The organism is Aeromonas sp. V90_14 (genome assembly GCF_029967615.1).
GTDB classification, from domain to species: Bacteria; Pseudomonadota; Gammaproteobacteria; order Enterobacterales; family Aeromonadaceae; genus Aeromonas; species Aeromonas hydrophila.
The window spans coordinates 18,388-34,304 of record NZ_JASCAS010000003.1 but is presented as its reverse complement, the minus strand read 5'-3'; the positions used below and the strand labels follow the sequence as shown (position 1 = coordinate 34,304).

12 protein-coding genes are annotated in these 15,917 nt (G+C 60.1%); 4 read left to right on the top strand and 8 right to left on the bottom strand.

The genetic code is table 11. The features are described from left to right. Nucleotides 1-74: 74 nt before the first annotated feature. The 4 genes from QLG02_RS03790 to QLG02_RS03775 form a co-directional block, all read right to left on the bottom strand. Complete coding sequence (locus tag QLG02_RS03790) at nt 75-1,037, bottom strand: IS1595 family transposase (protein ID WP_282464552.1); 963 nt, start codon at nt 1,035-1,037, stop codon at nt 75-77. A gap of 123 nt (nt 1,038-1,160) precedes the next feature. Continuing rightward, nucleotides 1,161-3,365, bottom strand: coding sequence for a FimV/HubP family polar landmark protein (locus tag QLG02_RS03785; RefSeq protein ID WP_282464551.1), 2,205 nt, complete (start codon nt 3,363-3,365; stop codon nt 1,161-1,163). Between the two features lie 275 nt (nt 3,366-3,640). Beyond that, nucleotides 3,641-4,657: an aspartate-semialdehyde dehydrogenase gene (locus QLG02_RS03780; RefSeq protein WP_016351142.1), complete on the bottom strand. Its 1,017-nt coding sequence runs from the start codon at nt 4,655-4,657 to the stop codon at nt 3,641-3,643. Nucleotides 4,658-4,798: 141 nt separating this feature from the next. Further along, a complete protein-coding gene (locus tag QLG02_RS03775) occupies nt 4,799-5,929 on the bottom strand; it encodes a 4-phosphoerythronate dehydrogenase (RefSeq protein ID WP_282464550.1) in 1,131 nt (376 codons plus the stop codon). A 324-nt stretch (nt 5,930-6,253) separates the two neighbouring features. On the opposite strand from QLG02_RS03775, the gene QLG02_RS03770 reads away from it, so the two are divergent. Next, the gene (locus tag QLG02_RS03770; RefSeq protein WP_282464549.1) at nt 6,254-7,000 is read left to right on the top strand and encodes a phosphatase PAP2 family protein; all 747 of its coding nucleotides are present in this window, start codon (nt 6,254-6,256) and stop codon (nt 6,998-7,000) included. A 71-nt stretch (nt 7,001-7,071) separates the two neighbouring features. Here QLG02_RS03770 and QLG02_RS03765 read toward each other — a convergent pair whose 3' ends face one another. The 4 genes from QLG02_RS03765 to QLG02_RS03750 form a co-directional block, all read right to left on the bottom strand. After that, nucleotides 7,072-7,902, bottom strand: a complete 831-nt coding sequence (locus QLG02_RS03765) for a MetQ/NlpA family ABC transporter substrate-binding protein (protein ID WP_282464548.1) — start codon at nt 7,900-7,902, stop codon at nt 7,072-7,074. 376 nt (nt 7,903-8,278) lie between these two features. Next, nucleotides 8,279-10,030 (bottom strand): amidohydrolase, encoded by a 1,752-nt coding sequence (locus tag QLG02_RS03760; RefSeq protein WP_282464547.1) that lies wholly within the window; start codon nt 10,028-10,030, stop codon nt 8,279-8,281. Between the two features lie 66 nt (nt 10,031-10,096). Continuing rightward, nucleotides 10,097-10,954 (bottom strand): AraC family transcriptional regulator, encoded by an 858-nt coding sequence (locus tag QLG02_RS03755; RefSeq protein WP_282464546.1) that lies wholly within the window; start codon nt 10,952-10,954, stop codon nt 10,097-10,099. 400 nt (nt 10,955-11,354) lie between these two features. Continuing rightward, nucleotides 11,355-11,918, bottom strand: a complete 564-nt coding sequence (locus QLG02_RS03750) for a cytochrome b (protein WP_282464545.1) — start codon at nt 11,916-11,918, stop codon at nt 11,355-11,357. A gap of 707 nt (nt 11,919-12,625) precedes the next feature. Between QLG02_RS03750 and QLG02_RS03745 the strand changes: the two genes are divergently transcribed. The 3 genes from QLG02_RS03745 (at nt 12,626) to QLG02_RS03735 (ending at nt 15,915) form a co-directional block, all read left to right on the top strand. Beyond that, a complete protein-coding gene (locus QLG02_RS03745; RefSeq protein ID WP_282464544.1) occupies nt 12,626-13,000 on the top strand; it encodes a hypothetical protein in 375 nt (124 codons plus the stop codon). Between the two features lie 15 nt (nt 13,001-13,015). Next, complete coding sequence (locus QLG02_RS03740; protein WP_282464543.1) at nt 13,016-13,555, top strand: isochorismatase family protein; 540 nt, start codon at nt 13,016-13,018, stop codon at nt 13,553-13,555. A gap of 485 nt (nt 13,556-14,040) precedes the next feature. Then, nucleotides 14,041-15,915: a S8 family serine peptidase gene (locus QLG02_RS03735; RefSeq protein ID WP_282464542.1), complete on the top strand. Its 1,875-nt coding sequence runs from the start codon at nt 14,041-14,043 to the stop codon at nt 15,913-15,915. The last annotated feature ends 2 nt before the right edge of the window (nt 15,916-15,917 follow it).

Here is a 15,917-nt window from a genome sequence, read left to right as displayed (position 1 = left end):
TCTCGCCTCAAAAATCCCAAATAGCCGCGTCCAGGCCAGACCAGGCGCCAGAAACACCGATGCCAAAAACAAGGCTATGTCCCAATTACGTGTTGCATGGGGCGCCCCAGCGCCTCATGCAAGCAACGTGAGATATTCACTTCTTGCCCATAGCGCTCCAACATCCTGCGCCAACCCAGATAATTCCTCAGATAGTGGGTCGCGACCCCATGGAACCGTTCCATCCACTCCTTCAATCGCCTATGGTACCCGTTCACATGTTGGATGTGATATGCACCCACCACCCGCTCTCCCGCACGGTTGTGCACCACTTGGTGGGTCATGCCCTGCGACTTGCTGAAACTGGCATACACCCCAGCGCCATCGCTGCACAGGACGGCATCCAGGGCGATAAGTGGCTCAAGCACTGCCTTCACTGCCCTAGCATTCAGCCGTTCTAACTGGAAATCAGCCAGGTGGCCTGCTCGGTCTTGCACCACCATCACCGGGATGTAATCCGGCCCTGTGCCTCGGGTAGGGCCTTTGCCTCCACGATGGCGGGCCGGGCGAGGTAATCCGCGCTGGCCTTTGAAAGATTCCAAGAAGAAGGTCTCATCGACCTCGACGATACCCTCTTCCCGTACCGCCTGGTGGCTGGCCATGGCCTTCAGGAAGCGGTGACGCCACAAAAAGGCGGTGTTTTTACCGACCCCACAGCGGAGCGCCGCCTGCCGGACGGTCAGACCGTCGATGAGGGCCTGTGCATAGTCTTCCCAGCATTGTGGCTTGCGAAGTCGGGCGAGAGGCGTGTTGGTGAGAACGGAACTGGTGCGCAAACACTGCTTGCAGCGATAACGGCGCAGCCCTCGAGACCAGCCCCAGGGAGCCAACTGTGTGGCCTCAGCCTGGCAGTGAGGGCAGCATTGGCATGCGGGGAGTTGAGTGGCCAACGAGGTGATGGGGTGAGGGGTAGTGAGTTCATGTTGCGCGAGACGACGCTGACGCAAAGTGAGTAATGGGAAGAGGGACAGTAGATGTTGAAAGGCTTGGGTATCCATGATGGAGGCCCTCAAGGTGATGACCTACTTCAAAATTAGCCTTTCAACACATAACTGGGACAGAGCCAAAAACAAGGGGCAGCCCATCGGCTGCCCCTGCTTTCACCACTGTGCGCTGGCTCTCTAGCCAAGGCGCTTGAGCAGCTTCTCGGCCTCGGCCCGTTGATGCTCGGTGCCCTGCTCTGCGGCTTCTTGCAGCAGTTCGCGGGCGCTATCCTTGTCATCGATCTCGAGGTAGGCACGGGCCAGATCCAGCTTGGCACCCACACCGCCATCGTCGGCATCCACGTCAAATCCGGTGGACTCCGGCAGCACCTCGGGGAAGCCATCCAGCCCCACGTCCAGCGAGAAGCCTTGATAGGGTTCCTGCTCGGTAGTGGTGGCGTCCGCCTCGGCCAGCAGCTTGTCGATCTCGACATAGCCGCTCTCCTGGGCCTGCTCCCGTGGCTTCACTTCGCCCGGGTGGGACTCCACCTCGGCGAAGGCATCCTCGAAATCAGCCAGTGCCAGCTCGTTGGGATCCCACTCCAGATCCGCAGCGGCCTCCTGTTTCCCCTTGGTGGGCTCGGGCTCCAGCCCCAGCCCCAGCTCCGCCAGCAGCTCATCGGCACTGGCATCGGCCGTGGCACTGGCCGCCTTGTCGGCGCCCGGCTCGGCAAAGGCGGTCTCGAAGTCGCTCAAATCGAAGGAGGCGAGATCCTCGTCGCTGACCATGGGGTCGGTATCGGGCTGACCGTCATCGCTGCCGTCCAGCGCCAGATCGGCTTCCAGGTCTGCATCCAGCTCGGCGAACAGGGCTGCCTGCAGCTCCTCTTCGCTCATGATCTCGTTGCCAGCCTTGGGCTTGGGATTGAATTCGCTGGCAAGGTCCAGATCCGGCTCGGTGTCGAGGGTGATGGACTCGTCATGGGCCAGATCCAGCTCGGGCACCAGATCCGGATCCCGGATGGCGGCCTTGGCGGGCGGGGCCGGCTCGGCATCGAAGCTGGCCAGATCCATCTCGCCATCGTCGCTGAACACCAGATCGGCCGGCGCAGCAGGCTCTTCCACCGCCATGTAGCCATCCGGCGTGTTGAGATCCGGGCGCGGTCGTACCGGCTCATCGTCGGTGATGCCGACCGTCATCAGCTCGTCAAATTCGCTGCTCTCCTGATCCATCACCATGGCGGTGGATTCGGACAGGCTCTTCTCCTGCTCTTCCAGCTCGCGACGGGCCCGCGCCCGCAGCCACAGGGTCACCAATGCCAGCACCAGCAGCACCGGCAACAGGATGATCATGGCCAGGTTGAGCGGCGAGGAGAGCAAGTCCATCAGCCAGTTCTGCTTGGGCTCGGGGGCCGGTGCCACCGGCGGAACCGGCTTGGCCTTGAGCTCGGCAATCTCTTTTTGCAGCGCGGTCTGATCCTGCAACTGGGCCTTGAGAGTCTCCACCTCTTCGGTCAGGGATTGCAGCCGCAGCTTGAGCCTGTGGTTCATCTCGGTGACCTGGCCGAGCTGGGCATTGGCATCTTCCAGCGCCAGCGCCATCTCGGTGGAGGGCTTGCCGACCGGTTGATTGACATCGGCTGGCAACGGCGCCGGTGCGCTGGCCGTGGCGGCGCTGGTGGCAGCCGCCTGGCTGGCGACCGGCTCGGGAGCCTTGGCAACCGCCTTCACCTCGGTGGCCGGCTGGGGTGTCTCCACCTTGGGTGCCGGGGCCGGAATGGGCGCCGCCTTGGCGGGCGCGACCTTGGCTACCTCGGGTTTGGCCGGCTCGGCCGCCTTGGTCGGGGCTGCTTTGGTGGTCACCGGCTTGGCCAGCGGGGTATGCTTGCTCGCCAGGTATTTCGGGCTCAGCCCTTTCCAGCTGGCGTTGTCACTGCGGAATTTGGCGCGGGCCTCGGCATCGGTGATGACGCTGGCCTCGGCGGTGGTGGGCAGCTGGATGCGCGAGCCCACCAGAATGTGGTTGATGTTGCCGTCGGCGAAACTGCGGGGGTTCTTCTCGTAGATCGCCACCATGGTCTGATAGACGCTGACACTGCTGGAGGGACGGTACTTGCTCGCCAGGCTCCAGAGGGTGTCGGTGGGACGAATGGGGCCATAACTGCCGGCATTGCTCGCGACCTGCCGCACGATCGGCTGGGCCGTGGCTCGGCTGGGTTGGGACGTGGCGCGGGGAGCGGCGACAGGTTGTGCCAGCGGCTGGGAATTGACGGCGGGCGGAGCCGGCTCGTCCGGGCCTTTGAGCTCAACAAAAAAAGGCTCCCGCGCCGAGTCTTCGGCCTGGGCCGTGCCCAGCAGACCCAATGCGAGTAGCGTTGCCAATGTTATGCGGGAATGTCCCATATTCGTTCCTTCGTATGACGGCCCTATCACATTGAAAAATCTGGATAGTTACCCCAAAACAGTCGGTTCAATATAAATCAGGCTCAGGTTGCAAGCCAGCAGTCCGACACATTTAGCACCCAACTTGCCCCTGAGTGTAGGAAAAAACTTAATCAGTTGATATCGCGAAAAATTCTCGCGTCAGCAGAGTGCGCCCCCGGTCACATCCACCCCATGGGTGCACAGGCTGGCAGCCTGGCGGATTTCCCTCCCCGCCAGGCCAATGGACCCGACGATCAGAGGTAATCGCGCACCAGCAGTTCGGCAATCTGCACGCTGTTGGTCGCCGCGCCCTTACGAACGTTATCGGCCACGATCCACATATTTATACCGCAGGGGTGAGAAATATCCTGGCGAACCCGGCCCACCAGCACCTCGTCCTTGCCGGTTGCGTCGCGCACCGGGGTCGGATAGTCGTTCTCGTCGTCAAACAGGGTGACGCCCGGCGCATTGCGCAGCAGCTCCTTCACCTGTTCGGCGTCGAGCGGCTGATGCAGCTCGACGTGGACCGCCTCGGCATGGCCGTAGAACACCGGCACCCGCACGCAGGTGGGGTTCACTGCGATGCTGGCATCCCCCAGGATCTTCTGGGTCTCCCACACCATCTTCATCTCTTCGCGGGTGTAGCCGTTGTCGGTGAAGCTGTCGATCTGCGGGATCAGGTTGAAGGCGATCTGCTGCGGATAGAGGCTCGGCTCCACCGGACGACCGTTGAGCAGGTGGGCGGTCTGTCCCGCCAGCTCGCTCACCCCCTCCTTGCCGGAGCCGGAGACGGACTGATAGGTCGCCACGTTGATGCGGGCGATCCCCACTTCATCGTGCAGCGGCTTGAGCGCCACCAGCATCTGGATGGTGGAGCAGTTTGGGTTGGCGATGATGTTGCGGTTGCGAAAATCGGCCAACGCATCCGGGTTCACTTCCGGAATGACCAGCGGGATGTCTTCGTCGTAACGGAAGCAGGAGGTGTTGTCGATGACGATACAGCCGTGCTCGGCGGCAATCGGCGCCCACTTGGCAGAGACCTCGGCCCCGGCAGAGAAGAGGGCGATCTGCACCTGGCTCCAGTCAAACTCCTCCACATCCAGAATTTCGACGTTCTTGCCGGCAAAACGCACCGTATCGCCGGCGCTGCGGCTGGAGGCCAGCGGATAGAGGGTGGCGATCGGGAAGGCACGCTCTTCCAGGATCTCGATCATTGCCTCGCCCACGGCGCCGCTGGCGCCCAATACCGCTACGTTGAATTGCTGACTCACTGCTGTTCTCTCCTATGATGGTGCCGGTGACGCGCGCTGGCATCACCGCTGGCAGGCGGACCTGCCTGATAGCGGGTCTGGCGTCGGGCCAGACCAGGTATGGGCGGGACAAGGCCCCGCCCCTTCAAGTATGTAAAGTGTTCAGTCTGGCTGGCAGACAAACCCGAGCCGGGCCAGGGCATCGCCGGCAAACGGCCCCTTCAGCTGCAGGGAAGAGAGCTCGCGCCGCTCCGGGTAGTGTTTGCGCTGCTCATCGAAGCTGCCCGCCACACCGAGTCGGTTGCGAAAACGGGCGTCATCGCGGCGCACGTCATAAATAAGGTGGACCAGTTGCTTGATCAAGGCTTGATCCGCCGGCTGGCCCGGAGTCACCTCGCGCACCTCGGGAATAGGCAGCAAGCTCTGCAGATCCTGGCGCGGTGTGCGCCCCAGCTGCCGGCAGAGAGCTTCATAGAGCATCCAGGTGCCACGGGCCTTGCCTTCCAGGCTGTAACCCGCGATGTGCGGGGTCGCCAGCTCAGTGTGGGGCACCAGGGCCTGCAGCGGCTCCGGCTCCCCTTCCCACACGTCCATCACCAGCCGCAGCGGCGCCTGACTCTGCTGGCGCGCCAGCAAGGCCTGGTTGTCCCACACCTCGCCACGGGAGGCGTTGATGAGGATCTGCCCAACCGGGCGGGCGGCAATCTGCGCCACATCCAGCAGATGGAAGGTGGCGTCCGGCCCCTGACGGGTGATGGGAACGTGGAAGCTGACGATGTCGGCCTCAAGGGCCTGCTGGTAGTCGACAAACTGCGCCGCCTCGTTGGCCTCGGCAGCGCGGGCACGGGGCGGATCGCAGCGCAGCACCCGCATGCCGAGCGCCTCGGCCTTGCCTGCCACACACTCGCCGGTATTGCCGGCACCGATGACCGCCAGGCTCATCTCGCTCAAGTTGAGCTCATGGCGCTCGGCCAGCACCAGCAGGGCGGAGAGCACATAGTCGCCGACCGAATATTTGTTGCAGCCGGGGGCGCTGAAGAAGGGAATGCCCCGCTCGGCCAGCAGCCCCTTGTCCACGTGATCGGTGCCGATGGTGGCGGTGCCGACGAAGCTCAGTCGTGGGCAGCTGGCCAGCAGCGCGGCGTCCACCCGAGTGACGGAGCGCACCAACAGCACGTCGGCCTCTTGCAGATCCGCCGCCTGCATCTGCCTGCCGGGCAACGGGATGACCTCGCCAAATTCGGCAAACAGCTCACGGGCGTGGGGCATATTTTCATCAACGACGATCTTCATCTGGCTCTCTCACTTCGCTAGCGGCCACAAGCGCGCCATTCTAGCCCAAACAGACCGAAGTTTCAGATGCTTATTCATCCATGAGCGGCCACCGCCGCGACTTTCTGGCGGGAACCTGCGCGCTGCTGACCCATCTCTGCTCAACCGAGTGGGACAGTCTGCACAAGCAACCTCGGATGCTCCCCCTCGCCACCAGCCGGATTGGACTCGGCGGGTCGGCCATCACCACACTCATTTGTAACCCCGTGTTACAGCGAGCGGGGCGCGACTTGACCGAGCGGACTGGGCTGGCACAATGGCGCCTCTTTTTTTTGCTGCCCAGGAATGGGCACCTTGCCGAGCCCCGTTATGCCGACTCACGCCTCTTCCCTGCCGCGCCGCCAGGTGCTGTGTTTCAGTGCCGCCCTGATCCTGCCGCTGCTCCTGCTGGCCTGCCTGCCCTGGCAACCGTTCATGAGCCAGGCCCTGCACTCGGACTGGCTCTGGTGGCCCTACGCCCTCACCCGCATGGTGGATGTGCCCGGCATCGGCGTCAGCATCCTGGCCCTGCTGCTGCTGACCCGACACAAGCTGACGCTGAGCCTGCCGGCGCTGCTGGCCCTCGGCGGCGCCCTGTTTGCCGTACTGGCCGGCGACTGGCTCATCAAGAGCCTGATCAAACATCTGACCGAGGAGCCCCGCCCTTACCTGCTCTGGCTGGAGAGCCAGCAGCTGATCCCCGCCATCCAGCAGTTCTATGCCGGCAAGGTGGAGGTGCGCAGCGAGCAGGTCCATGCCGCCAGCCAGCTGCTGGCGCTGCCCGAGTGGCTCGCCAACCACTGGCAGGCGGAGGTGAACTACGCCTTCCCTTCCGGCCACAGCATCGCCGCCATGAGCCTGGCCCAGTTCTTCGGCCTGATCTGGCTGGCGCGCGCCCCTGCCGGCGCCTGGCTGCTACCGCTGTGGGCCATCGGTATCGGCCTCTCGCGCATGCTGATCGGCATGCACTGGCCGCTGGATGTGCTGGCAAGCGCCCTGCTCGGCAGCCTCACCGCGCTGTTTGCCGCCCGCTGGTGGCTACGCCATTACTGACGTCCGCACGACACAAAAAAACAGGCACCCGCGGGTGCCCGTTTTTGTTCAAAGCCTGTGACGCTGGCCACTCAGTTGCTGGCGCTCGCTCCCTGCCACCCTTCGGGGTACTTGTAACCGACGAAGCGCTTGGCGGCATAAGCCTTGAAGGCGGCCGAGTTGTAGGCTGCTGCCACGTCTTTGGCAAAAGGCTTGTCCGCATCGGCACTTTTTACCACCACCCAGTTGATAAAGTCGTAGCTGCGCTCAAGGAACAGCCCGGAGCTGAAGGGAATGCCGCTTGAGGCGGCAAAGTTGCCGTTGATGACCGAAAAGTCCACGTCTTCGCGCGAGCGGGGCAGCTGGGCCGCCTCCAGCAACACCAGCTTGAGGTTGTGCGGGTTTTGCACCACGTCGAACTCGCTCGCCTTGAGCGGGTTGATCCCCTCCTTCAGGGTCAGCCAGCCCAGGTCCTGCAGCATCAGCAGCGCCCGCGCCTGATTGGTGGGGTCGTTCGGAATGGCCACCGTGCTCCCCTCCTTCACCGCCTTCAGATCTCCCAGCTTGCCGGCATAGAGCCCCATGGGGCCGGTCGGCACCTGGGTGATGGGGGCAAGCGACAGCCCCCGATCCTTGGCAAAGCTATCCAGATAGGGCTTGTGCTGGAAGCAGTTCACATCGAGCGAGCCGTCGGCCAGCGCGATATTGGGGGTCACGTAGTCGGTGAACTCCACCAGTTTGACCTGATAACCCTTGGCTTCGAGCTGCGGCTTGATGGAGTCGGTCACCATGTCGGCAAAATCCCCTACCGTGGTACCGATGACGATCTCCTGTTTGGCCGGATCGGCGGCCAGCGCCGCCAATGGCAGAGTACCGGCCAGCAGGGCCAGGGCGGAAAGGGTAAAGAAGGAACGACGCTGCATAAAAACTCCCTGTAAACATCTCAACGGCTGGCGCGATGGCAGAGTCGTGCTTGAACAACTAAAACCATCTAGCCATCCAAACGGCTAATTAAACACACCATAACAGAGCCGTTTCTCTTCGCCAAGCAACAAAACCGGGCAAGCTTAGTCGGGTGACAAGCAAGACCGCTTTGCGGCTTGGCCTGGCTTCTAGTGGTCTACATACAGCGCACATCTATTGAGGAAACAACACTTCAATAAAAAAGGGACTGCCGGCGCAGTCCCTGAAATAGGTTCATGCAAATAACATATGCCTGAAATTCTGTGAATTTAAAATAGCAGGACTAATCGCCAGCCAATTGGCTCTCCAAAGAAGCCACTTCTTCTTCACTCGGGATTAGGGTGCCTGATAGACCAGCTTGCCCTTGAACATGGTCCAGAGCACCTTGGTCTCTTTGATCTGCTCGCTTGCCACCTGCTCCAGATTGCGATCCAGCAAGATCAGGTCAGCACTCTTGCCTGCGCTGATGGAGCCAATCTCTTTCTCCTGCCCTATCACCTTTGCGGCGTTGAGGGTATAGGCCTGCAAGATAGCCTGACGGCTGATCTGCTCACTGGCGGGGGGCAGCAAGCCAAGCTCCCCTTGTCGGGTGATCGCGGTATACATGGCGAGGAAAGGGTTGGGGCTGGAGACCGGCCAGTCACTGGCACCGGCGATAATGGCGCCGCTTTGCAGCAGGCTGCCTGCCGGATAGAGGCGGGCCAGCAGGGCCGGGGGCACTTTCCCTTCCAGCAGCATGGTGGTCGCTATGTTTTTCCCGGCCCACAGCAGTTGCATCGATGCGGCCACATTGAGCGGTTTGAAGCGGGCAATACTGGCCGGGCTCACCACCTCCAGGTGGGTGATGCTGTGCAGCAGGTGGTGATCCTGATTGTGGGCCCGGGCATAGGCGATGGCATCAAGGGATTCTCGGACGGCCCGATCGCCGATGGCATGAAAATGAGCGATCAGTTGATGGGCATCCGCGGTGCGGATCAGCTCGTTGAAACGCTGCTTGTCCAGATCGTCCTTGCCGCTGTAACCGGGACGGTTGAGGTAGGGCTCGCTCAACTTGGCGGTCTGGGATGGAAACTCGATGACGCCATCTTGCAGGATTTTTATCCCCACCAGTTTAACGTCCGGGGCATCTTGAAACTGCTGTTGCAGCGCCAATACGTCATCAATGATGGCGGGTGATGAGTGGATCCCCACCAGTGCCAGTGTGGATACATGCCCGGTCAGCTTGCCTTCCCGGGAGAGCATGCTGTACGCCGGCAGCAGGCCAGTGTCGCGGCGATCCGGTTCGGCGTTGAAGATGGGCGCAAGGGGGCGAATGTTGCTGATAGGGTCCATCCAGGCGGTAATGCCCACCTGATTGAGCTGCTTGGCGGCGGTCATGATGGCATTGGCAATCGTCTCGTCGCTGACGGAGGGCAGCGCCTTGAGGATGGCATCCCACCCGCCTTCCGAGGCAAAGCCATTCAGCTTGCCGGATGAGGTGAGACCAAAATTGCCTTTCAACGGGGCATAACGACCGGCAAGGGACTCGGCATCAATGCCTGCCTTGCGCAGCATGGCCTGATTGGCCCAACCGGTGTGGGCATCCGACCCGGCAAGCACCACCGGGATCTGCCGGTATTGTGGGCCATTGAACACCTGATCGAGCAGGGGAAGCTGATGCCAGTAGTCGAGGGAAACATTGCTGTATAGCTGCACATCACCCAGTGTCAGGCGGGGATCATCCTTGCTACGGGTCAGAAATTGCTGCACCTGCTCAACCTCATTCATTGCATCGGGAAAGTTAACCGTCATCCTTTGAAAGCCGGCAAATGCCGCATGAACATGGCTGTCGATGAGCCCCGGCATCAGGTACTTTCCTTTCAGGTCAAGGCGTTTGGCGTGGCTGCCGAGGCGGGTGCTGACCTCCTGATAGCTGCCGACCGCCACGATCTTTTTCCCTTCAATGCCGACCGCCTCCGGGTGAGGGTTCGCCGGATCTCCACTGTAGATGGTGCCGCCAAAGATCAGAGTCTGGGTTTGTGACTGAGCATTGGCGGCAGCGGGAAGCGCTACCAGCAGGCTAGCGAGAAACAGCGTTTTGATATTCATGGGCATGACTCCGTCGCTTCGGCGCTCTAAGGCACCGAAGTGGGTAAGTGGAAATGGGGTATCGGCTTATGGGTCGATAAGCGGGATACAGATATCAAACACGTAATGATCCCGGTCGGGGTCCGTGCCCCCGTGGTATTGCTCGTAACACGGGCGATCGTCGCAGTTCAGCCCTTGGCCCACTACCCAGCGAAATGCCGTCTCCCAGCAGGCGACCAGTTGATCGCCACGAGCGATAAACTGACATACCGCATAGGGACCCGCGGCTATGGTCTGGGTGGTTAACTGGCGCCCAGTGGGGATCTTTGGCCCCAGCTCAATGCAGACGTCAGTACGGCAGCGGGTCTCATCGGTGATATCGGGGATATCCCAATAGAGGCTCAGGGTATCCGCCGGTGTCATCGCCTCGTCTGAGGCGAACAGCGCGAGCAAATCCCGATGGGCTTGCTCGCAGGTCTCCTTGCCATAGGGGCCAAAGCGGCGCATGTACGCCACGTGCCGGGCGGGCATCTGCCTGACGCTTGCCCCCTGCAACAGACCCGGGTATTCGGTGACCGGGTGCATGACCAGGTCATCATAGGTTTCAAAGGGAAGGGGATCGTTTCCAATCTTGCTTTTCCAGTTTCCCCCTTGCTGCTGGCGGTATTCCGAAGGGCTCATGGCGAAGTGCTGACGAAAGGCCTTGGCGAAATTCTGGGAGCTGGAGAACCCGGCGGCCAGCGCCAGGGTGGTGATGTCGCTCTGGGGGGAGGCGAGCAGGCGACGTGCTGCACGCTCCATGCGCAGGCGCCGGGTAAATCCGGCAATGGTCTCGCCAACCATCGTTTTGAAAATGCGGTGGAAGTGAAAGGTGGAGATGGCCGCCGCCGCCGCGACCTCATCCAGACTCGGGTTGTCATCCAGATGGTGGCTGATGTAGTCCATCGCCTTGAACACAGGTTTACGGTAGTCCAGACAGCGCTCCTTGCTAGCGACGAAAAGTCAGCATTAGAATTGGATTTAATCAAAGCCATCGGCACTTGTCGAACTCGTCAGACATAAGCTGGCCGCTCATCATCGCATTTATAATCTCTGGTACCCCAATCGCAAGTCGCGTGCAAGCAAGCAGCAATGGTTTGTTCGTAAAAAGAAAATAGAAGTTAGGGCTTGTGGAAGCCCCCCCCATCTTGGCAAGATAATATTGTATCGTGCTCACTCCGCTCGCCTTTAATTAGCTTCGTTATCTCTCAAACAATACTGGTAAAGAACCTTCCACCGGAGGGCTTATAGCGTATTTAGATACGAACAACAGGCGATCAGTGATACCAGCCATCGACACAACTATTTATTGTCGGCCAAGCATCCGCAGTAACGTACCATCTTTATCCAGCAGGTGATGTTTTACCGCACCAACAATATGAATCAATAAAAATACCAGCATGATATAAGGCATATAGATATGGATTGCATGTGCAGCACTTCTCAGCGCTTCACTGTATGGAACAACATTGGCAGGATCATTACCATCCAGGTTCATGGGAATAATAGACAGACCCAAAATGGCCACTCCACGACCAGTAGCCCCAGAATATAGCATGCCAGAGACAGGAATAACTAATGTTGAAACAAGCAACCCCAAGTGAATCATCTTGGCTGCCAATACCTCATGACGAGGATATTGTCGAACTGACACAATCCCCCTATTACCTAGCCGGATGATGATCCGAGGCACAACAATCAGCAATGCTATGACTCCCATGGATTTATGTAAGGAGTAGAGATCCCACATTTCAAATTTAACCATCAGATAGCCTAACAGGGTTAGTCCAATCATCAATAAGGCGACTAGCCAGTGCAATAATATTTTTAGACTTCCTAATGGAAGTGTGCGATTGATTATCATATTCATGCTTCTCTTAATTACCAATGCAATGAGGTTCCGTCAAAAGAGGATTCTGATAGTCTTAGAGTGAACGAAAACACCCATATGATATGAATGTCTTTAGGATTTTGCGTTTCCAATCTTGCTTTTTATTGAAATGAAATTTCAACAAACAATGCCATTTGAAAACCAACTTGGTTTCAATACGGTAATCTTCAACAACAAGGCCACAGCCATTCCCTTTATTACATGCATGAGAGCGATAAACTTCATCCTAGTACTCAAAACACAGGACAATTGAATGAAATCCATCTGGGAGTACTGATGATGCACAAGAAAAGGTTTACACACAGACAGAAGATAACTGGCTATCACCGTCATTGTCTGGCACAGATAACAATATCTGCTTCCGTAGTTGGCCATGGGGAATAAATACAGCTGTCAGGTAGGATAGGTAATGGTTTTTGTTAGGACGCTCAGCGCAGCCCACATGGTCGACCGATATTTATAACTCAGTTGCAACCACCATCTCGAAAGGGATAAGGCACTGCTCGATGGGGGATTTAGCCAATAAATATCCAACCAAATTTACATTTTGCATTACTTTATTTTTGACCTGCTTCGGCCCTACCGGTAGTTTTCAGGAACGATTCGCAGAGTCACCTGCCCCATAGGGCGTTGTCATACCATCCGAATCACCTCAAACCGAATAGATACCACCTTCAGGAGTAACCATGACCCCCAAACAACACCTGCTCGCTAAGGCCATCTTTATCGTTGCCACCATGCTCTCCCTCGCCATGATTGCATTCGTTGCCTGGGCCGTCGTCACGGTCAGTCCGCTCCACCCGGCTGACATGGCACCGTCGCAGAGCCTCAGCCTTGGCCTGGCAACCGCCATCGCCCTGTTTGTGCTCGCCTTCAACTATGTGGCGTACCGCGGGCTCACCGAACAGGTGACGGCCTTCAAGGTGGTCTTCTGGTGCTTCATCGCCCTGCAGTTGTTCGCCTTTCCGATCGGCACCGTCATCGCGCTGACCCTCATCTATCTGTGGAACCAGTCGCGCGCTTCCCTCGCCCGCCCACTCGGCGCCACTGTCTCACTCTGATCCTGGAGAGTATCCATGCTGACCACCACGAACACCGGCCTGCTGGTCGTCGATATTCAAGGCAAACTGGCCCGTCTGGTCGAGGGGAGCGACACCCTGATCGCCAACACCGCCAGACTGGTGGCGGGGGCCAGACTGCTGGGCCTGCCGGTTGTCTGGTTGGAGCAGAACCCGGACAAGCTCGGGGCTACCGTGCCCGAGCTGCAGTTGATGCAGGCAGGCGATCTTGTGCTGCCCAAGCACAGCTTCGGCGCCCTGGGGGAACCGGCACTGGCCGACGCCCTCGCCCGCCAGGGCGTCAGCCACTGGCTGGTATGCGGCATCGAGGCCCATATTTGCGTCTACCAGACGGTGCTGGGGCTGCTGGATGCGGGCAGCCAGGTGTCGCTGGTGGTGGATGCGGTGTCGTCGCGCAGCGCCACCAACCGGGAGCTCGCCATCCACAAGCTGGCGGCCCACGGGGCCGAACTCACCTCGGTGGAGATGTGTCTCTACGAGCTGCTGGGCGATTGCCGCCATCCGGCCTTTCGATCCATTCTGGCGTTGATCAAATAGCTCTCCTGCCGGATGGCCTCTCCATCCGGTCATCCGACGTTTCGCGCCATTCTGGCTCTGATCACATAGCCTTCCCTGCCGACCAGCGACTTCATCCGACACGGCGCCATTGGCGCCGTGTGGCTTGCCTGCACTGACCCTCACTCTGCTTTCGATCTCGGCAGCCCCCGCCAGCGCGGTACGCCTCCCATTGCGCGCCACTCCGCCCGCCCCCTTTTGCACCGGCTTGCCCCGCCAAAAGTTAACAAACAGTTACTAATAGGTTGATCTACAAAGATAAATATCAACACCAGTCAGCTGAGAAAAGTTCTCAATACAGCACATAAAAGGATTCACAGGAACCCCCACATGGTCTGTAAAACATTTGTTGTGGGATTTTTTTGAGCCTTATCTCAGAATCAGAATGAGTGCTTTTTGACTCTGTTTTTCCCGTGTATAGATGCCAGTCGCACCCAGGACGGTGCGATATAAGATGGAGTTTATTAATGAGAAAAACATCGTTAGCGTTGGCAATCTCGGCCCTGTTCTCGGCCCTGCCCATCGCTTCAGTTCAGGCGAGTGAGAGTTGCACCCCATTGACCGGCAAGGAAGCCGGCCTCGATACCGGCCGCAGCAGCGCAGCGCGCTGCCTGCCCGGCATCAACCCGCTGCAGGATCAGCAGTGGCACCTGCTCAACAGCGGCCAGAATGCCTTCAGCTCCCGTGGCGGCGTGGCAGGCAACGACCTCAACCTCTGGTGGGCACACCGTACCGGCGTGCAGGGTCAGGGCATCAACGTGGCCGTGGTGGATGACGGCCTGGCCATCGCCCACCCGGACTTGGCCGACAATGTGCGCCCCGGCTCGAAGAACGTGGTGACCGGCAGCAGCGACCCCACCCCGACCGATCCGGACAGTGCCCACGGCACCTCGGTCTCTGGCCTGATCGGGGCGGTCGACAACGGCATCGGCACTCTGGGGGTGGCCCCCCGTGTCCAGCTGCAGGGGTTCAACCTGCTGGATGAGCGCAGCAAGCAGCTGCAGAAAGACTGGATCTATGCGCTGGGTGGCAGCACCGCCACCGCCGACAACCGGGTCTTCAACCAGAGCTACGGCATGAGCCTGGTGGATCCGCAAAGCGCCAGCGGGCTGGATCAGGTTCAGCTCGATCGCCTGTTCGAGCAGCAGACCCAGCAGGCACAGGGCGCGGCCTACATCAAGGCGGCAGGCAACGGCTTCAACCGCATCGCCGCGGGTGACTACATGTTCAGCCGCACCGGTGTCCTGCCCAAGCTGCCGTTCGAGAACAGCAACATAGACCCCTCCAACAGCAACTTCTGGAACCTGGTGGTGAGCGCCATCAACGCCGACGGAGTACGTTCCTCCTACTCCAGTGTCGGCAGCAACGTCTTCCTGAGCGCCCCCGGCGGGGAGTACGGTACCGATGCGCCGGCCATGGTGACCACGGATCTGCCCGGCTGTGACATGGGCTACAACCGCACCGACGATCCCAGTACCAACCGGCTGCACAACAACCCGCAGCTGGATGCCACCTGCGACTACAACGGCGTGATGAACGGCACCTCGTCGGCTACCCCCAACACCTCGGGCGCCATGGCGCTGCTGATGTCCGCCTATCCGGATCTGTCGGTGCGGGATCTACGCGATCTGCTGGCCCGCAACGCCACCCGCATCGATGCCGGCCAGCAGCCGGTCCAGGTCAGCTATACCGCCGCCAACGGTCAACCCCGCCAGGTCACCGGCCTGGAAGGGTGGGAGCGCAACGCCGCCGGCCTCTGGTACAGCCCCACCTACGGCTTTGGTCTCATCGACGTGAACAAGACCCTGACGGCCGCCGCCAACCACACCCCGCTGCCGCCGCTGGTGCAGCTGCCGGCTCAGAAGGTCACGGTGCCGCGCAGTGAAGGGAGCATCGCGGATGTGGGCAGCAGTGCTACCCGCTCCAGCACCCAGGTGGCGCAAGCCTTGACCGTGGAAGCGGTCCAGGTCACGGTGAGCCTGGATCATCAGCGCCTGCCCGACCTGCTGATCGAGCTGGTCTCCCCGTCCGGCACCCGCAGCGTGCTGCTCAACCCCAACAACAGTCTGGTGGGGCAATCCCTCGACCGGCAGCAGCTGGGTTATGTGCGCACCAAGGGGCTGCGCGACATGCGCATGCTCTCCCACAAGTTCTATGGCGAAGCGGCCCAGGGCGAGTGGCGACTGGAGGTGACCGACGTCTCCAACAGCAGCCGCCAGCTGACGCTGGTTGACCTCAACACCAACCGCCGCAGCACCCTGACCGAGCGCAACAACAGCCAGCCGGGTCAACTGCTCAACTGGTCCCTGCGGGTGATCGGCCACGACGCCGCCCGCTCATGATC

Excerpts from the sequence above, each read along its gene's own strand:
- QLG02_RS03770 (WP_282464549.1), top strand. The coding sequence starts at position 6,254 with ATGGGCACCTTGCCGAGCCCCGTTATGCCGACTCACGCCTCTTCCCTG.
- QLG02_RS03790 (WP_282464552.1), bottom strand. The coding sequence starts at position 1,037 with ATGGATACCCAAGCCTTTCAACATCTACTGTCCCTCTTCCCATTACTC.
- QLG02_RS03735 (WP_282464542.1), top strand. The coding sequence starts at position 14,041 with ATGAGAAAAACATCGTTAGCGTTGGCAATCTCGGCCCTGTTCTCGGCC.
- QLG02_RS03750 (WP_282464545.1), bottom strand. The coding sequence starts at position 11,918 with ATGAATATGATAATCAATCGCACACTTCCATTAGGAAGTCTAAAAATA.
- QLG02_RS03785 (WP_282464551.1), bottom strand. The coding sequence starts at position 3,365 with ATGGGACATTCCCGCATAACATTGGCAACGCTACTCGCATTGGGTCTG.
- QLG02_RS03765 (WP_282464548.1), bottom strand. The coding sequence starts at position 7,902 with ATGCAGCGTCGTTCCTTCTTTACCCTTTCCGCCCTGGCCCTGCTGGCC.
- QLG02_RS03740 (WP_282464543.1), top strand. The coding sequence starts at position 13,016 with ATGCTGACCACCACGAACACCGGCCTGCTGGTCGTCGATATTCAAGGC.
- QLG02_RS03760 (WP_282464547.1), bottom strand. The coding sequence starts at position 10,030 with ATGAATATCAAAACGCTGTTTCTCGCTAGCCTGCTGGTAGCGCTTCCC.
- QLG02_RS03745 (WP_282464544.1), top strand. The coding sequence starts at position 12,626 with ATGACCCCCAAACAACACCTGCTCGCTAAGGCCATCTTTATCGTTGCC.
- QLG02_RS03775 (WP_282464550.1), bottom strand. The coding sequence starts at position 5,929 with ATGAAGATCGTCGTTGATGAAAATATGCCCCACGCCCGTGAGCTGTTT.
- QLG02_RS03755 (WP_282464546.1), bottom strand. The coding sequence starts at position 10,954 with ATGGACTACATCAGCCACCATCTGGATGACAACCCGAGTCTGGATGAG.